Annotated in this window: 9 protein-coding genes and 2 pseudogenes; 6 read left to right on the top strand and 5 right to left on the bottom strand. The window is 53.4% G+C overall.

Going from position 1 to position 10,770, the window contains the following annotated elements; all coding sequences use genetic code 11:
* Nucleotides 1-152: 152 nt before the first annotated feature.
* Nucleotides 153-959: an RpnC/YadD family protein gene (locus J3481_RS13750; RefSeq protein WP_206832702.1), complete on the bottom strand. Its 807-nt coding sequence runs from the start codon at nt 957-959 to the stop codon at nt 153-155.
* Nucleotides 960-1,066: 107 nt separating this feature from the next.
* Nucleotides 1,067-1,453 (bottom strand): gamma-glutamylcyclotransferase family protein, encoded by a 387-nt coding sequence (locus J3481_RS13755; RefSeq protein ID WP_206832703.1) that lies wholly within the window; start codon nt 1,451-1,453, stop codon nt 1,067-1,069.
* Nucleotides 1,454-1,606: 153 nt separating this feature from the next.
* Here J3481_RS13755 and J3481_RS13760 point away from each other — a divergent pair, with 153 nt between their 5' ends.
* The 4 genes and pseudogenes from J3481_RS13760 to J3481_RS13775 all read left to right on the top strand — a co-directional run.
* On the top strand, nt 1,607-1,864 hold the full coding sequence (locus J3481_RS13760) for a hypothetical protein (RefSeq protein WP_206832704.1): 258 nt from the start codon (nt 1,607-1,609) through the stop codon (nt 1,862-1,864).
* A complete protein-coding gene (locus tag J3481_RS13765; RefSeq protein ID WP_206832705.1) occupies nt 1,861-3,117 on the top strand; it encodes a DNA polymerase IV in 1,257 nt (418 codons plus the stop codon). The genes J3481_RS13760 and J3481_RS13765 overlap by 4 nt, the downstream gene beginning before the upstream one ends.
* The gene (locus J3481_RS13770) at nt 3,114-3,434 is read left to right on the top strand and encodes a YolD-like family protein (protein WP_206832706.1); all 321 of its coding nucleotides are present in this window, start codon (nt 3,114-3,116) and stop codon (nt 3,432-3,434) included. The genes J3481_RS13765 and J3481_RS13770 overlap by 4 nt, the downstream gene beginning before the upstream one ends.
* A 25-nt stretch (nt 3,435-3,459) precedes the next feature.
* Nucleotides 3,460-3,618 (top strand): annotated as a pseudogene (locus J3481_RS13775) (transposase domain-containing protein); the annotation flags it as partial.
* A 367-nt stretch (nt 3,619-3,985) separates the two neighbouring features.
* Here the strand turns inward: J3481_RS13775 and J3481_RS13780 are convergent.
* Entirely contained in the window at nt 3,986-5,116 is a 1,131-nt protein-coding gene (locus tag J3481_RS13780; protein WP_328702153.1) for a YbfB/YjiJ family MFS transporter, read from the bottom strand.
* A gap of 196 nt (nt 5,117-5,312) precedes the next feature.
* Between J3481_RS13780 and J3481_RS13785 the strand changes: the two genes are divergently transcribed.
* Nucleotides 5,313-6,230 carry a LysR family transcriptional regulator gene (locus J3481_RS13785; protein ID WP_206832708.1) on the top strand — a complete coding sequence of 306 codons (918 nt, stop codon included), beginning with the start codon at nt 5,313-5,315 and terminating at the stop codon, nt 6,228-6,230.
* A 120-nt stretch (nt 6,231-6,350) separates the two neighbouring features.
* Here the strand turns inward: J3481_RS13785 and J3481_RS13790 are convergent.
* A pseudogene (locus tag J3481_RS13790) lies at nt 6,351-6,759 on the bottom strand (VOC family protein).
* A 126-nt stretch (nt 6,760-6,885) separates the two neighbouring features.
* The gene (locus tag J3481_RS13795; protein ID WP_236011730.1) at nt 6,886-7,926 is read right to left on the bottom strand and encodes a DUF7309 domain-containing protein; all 1,041 of its coding nucleotides are present in this window, start codon (nt 7,924-7,926) and stop codon (nt 6,886-6,888) included.
* Between the two features lie 906 nt (nt 7,927-8,832).
* Between J3481_RS13795 and J3481_RS13800 the strand changes: the two genes are divergently transcribed.
* A complete protein-coding gene (locus tag J3481_RS13800) occupies nt 8,833-10,341 on the top strand; it encodes an APC family permease (RefSeq protein ID WP_206832709.1) in 1,509 nt (502 codons plus the stop codon).
* Nucleotides 10,342-10,770: the final 429 nt, after the last annotated feature.

The raw sequence follows: 10,770 nt of genomic DNA on the forward strand, positions 1-10,770 counted from the left end.
CCGCTTTCTTGTTCGGCACTACCTGCGTCTGTGGCTTTCGCAACCACGTCCCTCGCGAAATCGTCGGATCCAGTCCGCCTTCGCGAACGCGCTTCGCCCGGCGGTTGCGGGCTTTGCTCATCGTCTTCGCCTCCCGGCCATCCACTCCTCATTTAGTGAATCTGTTTCTGAATTTCCCGCGCCTCCTCTTCCGACAGCCCGGTCAACTCCACTACGTCGGACACAGAAGCACCTTTGCGGAACATACGTGCCGCAATTTCCTTGCGCTCTTCTATGCGTGCTTCTTGCTCAATCTCCTTCAACAACTCCGTCATCTCCAACACCCTCCTTAAGCGCGCCTTTTGCTCTTCCGCCAAAACCCGTCCGCTGAACCCCAAAATGAGCGCCGCCAGATAGTCCTGCTCGTACCGATCCGGCACCTTCTGCACCGTTTCGACAATCTCCTCAAACGCCTCGTCCCGTGTCCGTCGGTCAAATCGCATGTGGAACGCAAACGCCAGCCGCACTCGGTCTTCCGCAGTCCACTCGTGTGTGGCCAAGTGCCGTTTCACGGTCTCTAGCACGCCGTCACCGTCCAGCCGGTTCAGGTATACGTTTTCCACAGCATAACGCAAGCTACCTGCGTCCAGTTCCGACGGCGCTTCCTTGACGTCGCCCGTGTACAGGACGACGGTTCGAACCTGGCGCCTATAGCGCTCCGCGATCGCCAGATCATACGCCGCAAACCGATACAACTCCGGCTCTCGCGTCGTCTGGAACTCAAGATGCAACAACGCGCCGCTAGCCAACTCCAACATGATGTCGGTGAATTCCTGCCGCACTTCGACCTTCGGAATCTCCGTCGGCAACGCACGCACGACGTGCGCATCGTGAATGCCAATCACCGACAACACATCACCCGGCAACGCGTTCGTCAAGTGCTTGGCGACAATATCATTCGCGTTCCGCGCCAGTTTCATCGTGACCTCCGTGTGATCTCAGTATACCGCCGTAGCATCTACTTTCGCGACGAGAAAACGCCGCGCGAAGCATCTTATCCCACCAAAGCAAGTCCCCGATCATCTCCTCAGCACGCGCGGCGAGCACGGATATGCTCCACCCAATCACCACTCGCGACACGCCGGTCATATTGCCTCGCCTTCACCATGGGCATGTGATACACCCAGCCCCGCAGCCCGTTCGCCAGATCCTCGACGATTGCACGGTCGTACAGATACGGATACCCCTCCAGCCGGTCGAGCACCTTCAGCCCCTCGTCTGTCACTTCGACCCACTCACTGACGACTTCCCCATCCTCTTCGAGCGTCACCGCCAGGAACGCGCCCCAGTCGTACATGACACCGCGAATCCGACCCATGCCGAGCTCGCGCACCAAATGAGGCTCCATGATCCGGCGTTTTGGTTGGTCCTTGCGCAGGTTACCATAGACGAAGACCACGTGCGTGTTGGACATCTCATCACCTTCCTTCGATACGCTTACTATTGTCATTTTACCAAAATTAGAACAAAACGAAAGGTGAATTTCCCCAGGCGGCTTGGGATTGTCGTCGGTCTCCGGACTCGATATACTCTATACAGGAACATATGTTCGCATTCGAGGTGCCCTATGAACCGACCGACAGCTCTTCTTCGGCAACTCCTCATCCTCGAGCTCGTCCAAGCGCATATCACCCGTGAGCTTGCGCGCGTCAAGGCACAGATGCGCGCGGACGGATTGCACATCATTGAGCGTGAAGTAGGCGATATGGACATCCGCATCGAGTTCCGTGTCGGCAATCTCTACGACGAAGCCGTGTTCATGCGAAAGATGCTTGAGGCCGAAGCTGCAAATCGCGCCAAGCGGACGGGGATGATTTCGCGATGACGAAGCTCATCTACGGCCTAGTGGACATGCAGAGTTTCTACGCCTCGTGCGAGGTGGCGAGCCGCGAGGAGTACGCAGCCCGGCGCAAGGAGTTCGATGATTCCACCGACCCGCCGCTTGTGGTATCCGGCGACCCGGCCCGGCGTTCGGGCATTATCCTCGCCGCGACCCCGACGGCCAAACGATACGGCATCGAAAACGCCATGCGGTTGGGTGAAGCTCTGCGATTGTACCGGCGCCTCATCGTCGTGCGACCGCACATGGCGTTTTACCTGCACGTGTCAGTTCGGATCCAGATGCTGATGCAGCAATGTTTCCCGTTCCAGGAGCAATTCTCGGTCGACGAGGGCTTCATCGCGTTCCCGTACCCGTCCGCGTTGTTCCCTGACCCGATCGCGGCCGCCCGCAACCTCCAAGCGCGCATCTGGGATCAGTTCCGCATCCGATCGCGCATTGGACTCGCGCCGAACAAGTGGCTTGCGAAGATGGCGAACAAGGCCGCCAAGAAGACGCCGGGCGGAATTGTGTGGTGGCGAGAAGAGGACATTCCGTCTGTGCTCCATCCTTTGCCCGTCGAGGAGATGTGGGGTTTGAAGCGGCGGGCGGAAGTCCTGCGGCGCAAGTTCAAGTGCGAGACGATTGGCGACGTCGCACGCCTGCCCGTCGGTGTACTAAAAGCCGAATTCGGCGTGTGGAGCGAAGTCATCCATCGCTGGGCCAACGGGATCGACGTGAGCGACATCAATCCGGACAGTTATCACGCGCCGCACAAGGGATTCTCCCATCGCACGACGTTGCCGCGAGACTTCTACGAGCGCAGTGAAATCGCGGTCGTCATCCTGGAATTGCTGGACGAAGTGTGTCACCGACTGCGCCAAGCCCATCAAGCCGGCCGGCGTGTGGGACTTGGCCTCACCTACGAGGGGTTGACGGGCGGATTCTACCGCGCGAAGACGTTGCCGCGCGCCACAAACGACCCCGCCGAACTGTACCCTGTGCTCCTGGCACTACTGGGCCAACATTGGGACGGCTCCGGCGTACGGGCCGTGTCGGTGGGCGTGGACATGCTGCAATTTCGCGAGACCGTGCAATTATCGCTGTTTGAGAACGTGCCGGCGCGGACACGACTGTACGAGACCATCGATGAGATCCGCGCACGCTTTGGCGAGACGTCCATCATGCGTGCCGTGAGCCTGACGCGCGCCGGACAACTTCGTGAACGGAGTTTGCGAATCGGAGGACACTACGCATGAACATCCGGGACGGAAACATCTTCGAGGCCATGCGAATGGTGTTGCCTGAGCATCGCGAGCTCATGGCGCAAATCCAGCGCGAACGAGCAAAACGCAAACGCCCGGTGCTCACCGAAGAACGCCTGGAGGAGATGCAGTACGCGCTCAGTGAGGCGGTTCGTGAGGGACGCGCCGTGCGTGTAACGGTGTTTACGCCGGAACGGGACGTGGTACTCGTCGGCCACGTGACAGTGCGTGGCCGGGAACTGCGCGTGCGAACTGCGGGCGGTGAACAACTCGTGAGATTGAATGATGTCATCCAGATCGAAGAAATCTGAGTCTTGTTAATATTGCGCAGCCTAACTGGTGGAGACGACGAAGGAAAATGGACTGAACCCGACCGCGTATCTTACGTATCTCTTTGAACGGATTCCGAACATGGACCTCACGGATCAGGCGGCGTTCGAGCCATTATTGCCTTGGTCTGAAGCGCTCCCTGAAGGAATTCGAGTGAAGAAGTGAATACGACATCCACGAAGACCCTGCCAGAGATGGCAGGGTCTTTTGCAATGAGGCACGGGAATGGCTGAATGATCTCGTGATGGGACGATGACCATCTATCCGCGCGGCCTCGGGGATTGAATGTCAAGGTGTGTTCGGTTTGACGGTTACCTTGCTCCTTGGGCCCTCCAGGCTCACAAGTGAGACACCACGCTGACACAAGGGTACGGGCTGCTCATTTCTCTCGTGTGCAAAGTGACAAAATCATCATCGTCATTCACCGGGCTTCTGGCGACAAACTTACTGGTGCTTGACAGAAAGAGGAGGTTCATTGCGGAAGCGCTTAGACACACAATATCATCTTTAAGATACTCCGGGCATCGGAAGCTCACACTTTCATTACTTTACCAAGCATCAGAACCACGGCGCCGAGGAATAACACGCCGCTTGCCATCAAAGTTGGTAAAACAAATCCACCAGTGTGATGCGCAAGGACGCCGGAGCCCACCGCCCCCAAGACTTGTCCTATTCCATACACACCGGTCATGAGACCTATAGCTTGGCTACCGTCCCTCGAGCGTAGGGACTTACCTAGTGTCGTCGCCGTCGTAGTAATGCCCATAAACGTGCCACCGAAGAGAACTGAACCCAAAAATGCCCCCATTGCACTTGGCACAACGATCGGTAAGAGAACGCCAAGGGCTTGAAACAAATAGGCCGCGACAAGAGCAGTGATATGCCCCCACCGATGTGCAACATACGCCCACACGATACACGAAGGCAGGGCCGCAATCCCGACCAAAATCCAAATATACGACGCAAATCGATGCAGCGCAGGAGTGGCCGTCGCCAGGGCCACGAGAAATGTCCCCGTTATGATGTAACCGAGTCCTTCAAGACCATAGGCCAAGACTAGCCATGGAAAGTATGCTTTTGTAAGATAATTACTCAGAAGATCTCTTAAAGGAAACATATCGGTTTGAGAGCTATTTTGAGCATCCTTCATCCAAAGTATCGCGGGAATACCTATGAGGATGCTGACAACCATGAGTCCAAGCCATGCACCTCGCCAACCTGCTATACCCCCGAAAACGGGGACGACTAACCCGCTTACGGATATCCCTGCTCCGACTCCACCGTAGAACACGCCGGACAGTCTTGAACGCTGTCGACGGGCCAGTTCGTCGAGAACCATACTAGATGCCAACACAAAGACGAATCCGCTCGCTAAGCCGGAGACTGCTCGGAGGCAATACCAAATCCAAGGATTCTCAGCGACAGCCATTGCTCCAGTGGTAAGGACATTGATGCATATCGACCACTGATAGACTCGCAAACGATGACGTTGAAACCAACTCACCGTTCCGACTGCGAAGGCGCCTATCAAGTACCCTACGTAGTTACTTGAGGCTAGATAGCCCGCCATCAAATTCGTGACGTGCGCCTGTGCCTGCATCAGTGGAAGAATAGCTGTATAGGCAAATCGCCCGACTCCCATGACAATGAATAATGCGAACACACCCGCTAGGAGATGCGTCCACAGGCTTCGATCAACTTTCGGTTTCCCTTGACACTCAACCAAATTGCACGCCTCCCACTGCGAGGATGTGGCAAAAATGATTGTACATGACGCGTCATCATCACGTAAAATGAATAAAAATGAATTTATTCATCTCTAAAAGCGAACGTTATATAGAATGTAGGAGGCGTGGCGAATGGAACTTCGTGATCTGCGAATTTTCTTGACAGTAGCCAAAATCGGAAGTGTAACGAAGGCGGCAGAGCAACTGGGATACGTGCAATCGAACATTACAACTCGCATTCAGCATATGGAAGCCGAATTAGGAACCACATTGTTTCATCGACATGCTCGTGGTATGTCTCTTACATCGAGTGGCGTGACCTTGCTTCGTTACGCTGAACAAATCGTGCACTTGTGTCACGAGGCGGAACAAGCCGTCCAAGATACGATATCACCCATTGGACCGCTGCGCATTGGAGCAATGGAGACCACGACGGCCACACGTTTGCCAGCTATCCTCGCTGAATACCACCGGCTATGTCCGCAGGTCGATTTGTCCTTGACGTCTGGACCAACCGACCAACTTCTGCAAGCTGTGCTAAGCTACGACATCGAGGTGGCATTTGTGGCTGGACCAATTTGTCACCCTTTACTGAACACAGGAGCGCTCATCGAAGAAGAACTCGTTCTTGTTGCGGAAGCGAATGGATGGGAACCTTCATATAACCACCTTTGTCCCGCCACGATCGTGACATTCCGAAAAGGATGTTCATACCGCAAACGACTTGAACAGTATCTTGATAATCTCGGGATCCGGTCCCGCAAGGTGATTGAACTTGGTACTTTGGACGGAATCCTTGGATGCGTGGCTGCAGGTCTTGGAATATCACTAGTCCCAAGAACCATCGTCGATGGAAGCCGATACGACCTTACCATCTATGAAGTGCCTGAGGAATTCCGGAAAGCTCCTACGGTGCTCATTTACCGCAATGATACCCGTATATCTCCCGCACTAGAGCGATTTATCTGGACAGTGAATCAGAGTTTACAAAGTAGTTCGAACATGCAAAGGGACCCTCAGGATAAGCCGCTTAGTCGGCTAGCTGACTGAAGCCCGAGTTCGACACTTTGTAGTCATACAAAGTCCCACGAACCCATGGCCGACGCGGATTCGTGGGACTTGTGGATAACTCGTGTAGTGTCTACAGCCCTCTTGCCCGAGGTTCTACCTTCAGGATCCTCGGCGGTTCCTATCCTGAATCGGCGCGACGACTTCGACTTTGATCCGATCAGGATCCTCAAAAAACACTGCATAGTGGTCCGGCCCTCCTGCATATGGATGCCGGTCCTCATACAGAATCGGCACGCCGCGCATACGCAGTTGAGTAGTCAGTTCGTCAACTTGAGCTTGCGAATCTGCGTGAAATGCCAGGTGATTTAGCCCGACTCGCCGGCGGTGATACTTCGGCTCTTGAAAACATTCTTCAGTTTGGACAAACACCAGATACGTGATGCCTTTTCGCCAACTCCGCCCGTGCTCCCAGGCTTGATAGGGTGAATAACCAAAGAACTCCAGTAGCCAGCCCCAAAAACTCCGTTGAACGCTTGAGGTCCGATACGTTGATCTCGATGTGATGCAAAGTCCCTGCTACCTGGTTCAGTGGCAAACCCTCCCGCGCGAAAATAAGACGGGCTATCCAATTCCACGTGTGCACTCAAAATTTCTGTCGAAAAAGACGGGCGCGAAATGTGGGTCGTAAAGTCCATCACCCCTTGCCACCCAACCCCTGCTCCAGCGCCTCCCTGGCCTCCTCGAGGGCAGGTAGCCAGTCTTCCTGACGTAGCTCGATCCCAAGACCTTCTGCGATGGGACGAAGCAACGTGCCGACCTCCGGACGCTGAAATAGGAACGTCGCTGGACAGCCTCCGGCGAGCATGGTTTCGAGGAGCTTGTCCACGGACTCCTGCGCGTACGTCTCGTGAGCAGCCGCATGAACTTGAAGGACAATGCCAGAGGCATGGTCTACACACATCAACATTCTGGGGAACATCGGTCGCTCGCCCTCTTCGACTGCGAACGGCGCATAAAAGATGTCGACTTCCCACTCTCCCCTTCGAGTCTCTTGGCGACGGATGCGCTTCAAAATGACCTCGTCAACGCGGATCGGCGGGATCTCGGATGCCGAGAGGGTGTACTGCGGTGTTTCGGTCCAGACGTCGATCCACTCAAAGGACGTGCCGTCTTTTACCCGCCTGCGGGTCAGGATTTGGTTGGGCTGAGGCGGCTCGAGCAGGTCGGACTGCTGGCGAATGCGAGAAGCTACGACAGTGGCTTGGGATAGCGCGACCGTCAGGAGTTTCGCTTCGTCCCGCGTCAGATACCATGGCAAGTACCCTGGACGGTGGCTACGAAACACAGGCCATGCGTTCTCGCCCCGGAAGCGGAGGCCGAGCTGTTTCATGACGGCACGGTCCTGCTCAGTGACATCGCGACTGCTCTCAAACGACGCGATGAGCGCGAATTGCCCGTACACCCTCTCTTCCTCGGCGGCCGACGATAGCTCATTGTCTTGCATCAGCCGATGAAGGGACCTCCACCCGGCCTCCCCTGGAAAGACCGCCAATCCATGAAACTCGCCAAGAGCGCCCATGACGGAACAATAGCCAATCTGGCCGGTGTCAGGATCCTCGATGGCGAACAGGGCATCATCATACATCCATTGCCATGGAGCCAAGTTACGGAACTCGATAGCGGCGTCGTAGAGCGCCTTCCACTCACCCAACGAAGGTGCGTCGGAAATGATCATCCCCTCCTTCGAAAAAGGTTGTAATGTATCCTGCTTATGCGTCTTCATCACCGTGCCTGGACACAAGCACCGTCAATTGCATTGTAACAGAAAGGTCCGAGACCAGTCTGGAGTCGGCGACGCCGATACACACGCTCAGCGCAGCACTTACAAGAATGGAAACATATGTAGTAGAAGGCCGCAATGCGTTGGCGCCAAACTTCACGCTTCTCCCGATGAGACATAGACATCTGAAAAACCTCCCGCGGTGCTTGATGAGCTTATCTTCAAGCACGGGGAGGCTGGATGCCATGTGTGGGTCGCTTGACGCTTACCTTACATTGGAACTGGGGAGGTTTGACCCTGACAATACCCAATTATTGAGAGAAAGTGCATAATGCCTGTTTGGAGAGAGGATAGACCCATATATTAACCGATAACGTTCGCTAAAGAATTATACACAAAACTATCAATAGACCCATCGGGCATTAAATACAGCCCCGTACTCTTACCTCAAAAAATACAATAAAATTAACAGAAGATCATCTTCACTAAAGAGCGTTTTGTGAATTCGATTTGTTACCGTTTTTCGCCCATATATAGTGTGTAAACCACCAATGCCACGCTACATATAGCGCCACATACGTCGCGAACGTTAATTCTGCAAAACGCTCGTAATATATAAACCGTCCATCCGGTTTATATATTGACAGTTCGATTATAACAGCTTATACTCATTGTAAACAGAGTTGAATAGTTTGAATTGTCGATCGGACCACCGAAGACAAGAGTGTAGATTGCGCGCATGCGCAATGCAATGCTCTTGTCTTTTTTGTTTAAGGCGGGGGAGGTGGTTTCTTGAGCGCGGCCATAGAGGTCAGGCAACTTCCCAAAGTCTTTTGAAGAAAACTTTTAAGGAGTGTCAACATGACAGGAACCTTGAATCGCACGTTGGGCATAGTGGCGATTATTGCGTTTGGACTCACGAACGAAATCGCATCAGGGTTATTTTTTGTCTCCACGCAAATTCAAAAGACAGCCCCCGGTGTTGGAACCCTTGTTCCGCTACTCATGATTGTTGGGGGACTTATTACCTTTTTGACGGTCGTCGCTTACCGTTACTTTTTTGCATCAGGATTGGTGGGGGCGGGTGGTGAATATGTCATCATCTCCAGATCCGTGAGCCCGTCGGTGGGTTTTGTTGCTACGTTCCTTGCATGGTTTGGATTGACTGGTTCCTTGGGTTCACTAGCTTATACGGCTCCAACGTTTCTGGCCACGGCCGCTGCATCTATTGGTCTGACCTCCACTTCAAAGTTTCTTTCATCGTCGATTGGCATACTGATTGTCGGTTTAATCATCATATGGGGGATTTGGTTGATTCACGTTCGAGGGATAAGACTGGCTGGAGTTTTGGCGGTAATATCGATGTGTGTCGTCCTGTTTGTTTCAGCTCTACTGATTATTACAGGTTTTGCAACCAGTCAGAGTGCCCTTGCAAATGCAGTTGCGGCGCATCTTCACTTGAGTGTGTCTAGTATTTTGGCTGCGGCTCCCGTACACGAAGTGAGTCTTAGTGCAGCGTTTGGTACGGCTCTCCCAGTGCTTTTCTTCGGATACCTTGGCTTGTCGACGGCAACGCAAACGGGTGGAGAGGCGGTTGATGCTAAGAGATCTCTTCCAAAGGCCGTTTTGATCACTGTATCTGTCGTTACTGTGGTGTATACTCTCTTTGCGTTTGCCGTCTATCACGCAGTTCCATGGCAGCTCATAGCTGGCTTGAGCGAATTAGGATTCAATCAATACACCACCTCCTCAGGGGTGCTGCAGTTCGTCATGCCTCATTGGTTGTCCGCGTTGGTGAATCTTCTCGTCGCGTTCATTGTTATTAAAACTCTTCTCCCAATCTTCCTGGCTCAATCTCGATGGATATTCGCTTGGAGCCAGGATGGTATTTTACCTCCAGCATTCAGGAAGACACACCAAAAGTATCAAACGCCCGTTCTGGGCCTGACCATCAGCTCTATCTTCGGTACGATCAGTTTGGTTGAGTCGCTGAAATTAGGATACGTGTTTGGGGTGAATCTCAGAGTTCTTTCCGTTATGATTGTTTTCTTGGCCATGGGTATTGGGCTTTTATACTTTCCAAAACGCGTACCACATTTGTATGAACAAAATCAGTCGTTACTCGGCCGAAATCGCGGGCTGCAAATCTGTCTCGGAACGGTACTCATCGTTATCTCCGTTTGGTTCATCATTTCTATCGCGTATTCATCAAGAAGTGATGCGTTTATTTTGCAACCTTTTGTTCAAGCGGTTATTGTCGCGATCGTTGCGCTACTCGTTTACGGTGTATATCGCAGACGATTAGCGAAGGTTTCTGCGGACGAAAGGGATCTGATAGCCAAACGGTTCTCCGAGGCACCTCCACAATAAGGTCAACTGGAACAAACAGTTTATGCAATGAGGATGGTGTAAAGCGTCACGTAAAAGTGCAGAAAAACGTCATGTTACTCTTTCCAGAATGGCGAGCACTTGACGTGGAGAGGCGGGCATGATAGCCTGCTGATTTCAGTTGGCGAAGCGTCCCTTCCGCCCCAATATGACGCGGAATCATGCCCGCAGAGGCTCCATGTCAAGTGCTCACATCTTCTCGAACATGTAATTATATTACTGGGAATTCGCGCGTTGCGCTTTTCTGCACTTTTAAGTTGCGGAAAACAGATGGGGCTGTCCCAAACGCCCTCCCGCCGCTTGAAAATGTCCTCATCAAGCCACGGGAGGGTTCTTGTATTTGAATCCATCTAAAACTATTACTTGAGGCTTTTGCAGGATCACGAGCCCTTGTGCGACAAGGGCTTTTTG

The organism is Alicyclobacillus fructus (genome assembly GCF_017329605.1).
GTDB lineage: Bacteria > Bacillota > Bacilli > Alicyclobacillales > Alicyclobacillaceae > Alicyclobacillus > Alicyclobacillus fructus.

Coding starts and splice junctions, on each gene's coding strand:
- J3481_RS13765 (WP_206832705.1), top strand. CDS start 1,861: ATGACGAAGCTCATCTACGGCCTAGTGGACATGCAGAGTTTCTACGCC.
- J3481_RS13785 (WP_206832708.1), top strand. CDS start 5,313: ATGGAACTTCGTGATCTGCGAATTTTCTTGACAGTAGCCAAAATCGGA.
- J3481_RS13750 (WP_206832702.1), bottom strand. CDS start 959: ATGAAACTGGCGCGGAACGCGAATGATATTGTCGCCAAGCACTTGACG.
- J3481_RS13795 (WP_236011730.1), bottom strand. CDS start 7,926: ATGATCATTTCCGACGCACCTTCGTTGGGTGAGTGGAAGGCGCTCTAC.
- J3481_RS13800 (WP_206832709.1), top strand. CDS start 8,833: ATGACAGGAACCTTGAATCGCACGTTGGGCATAGTGGCGATTATTGCG.
- J3481_RS13755 (WP_206832703.1), bottom strand. CDS start 1,453: ATGTCCAACACGCACGTGGTCTTCGTCTATGGTAACCTGCGCAAGGAC.
- J3481_RS13760 (WP_206832704.1), top strand. CDS start 1,607: ATGAACCGACCGACAGCTCTTCTTCGGCAACTCCTCATCCTCGAGCTC.
- J3481_RS13770 (WP_206832706.1), top strand. CDS start 3,114: ATGAACATCCGGGACGGAAACATCTTCGAGGCCATGCGAATGGTGTTG.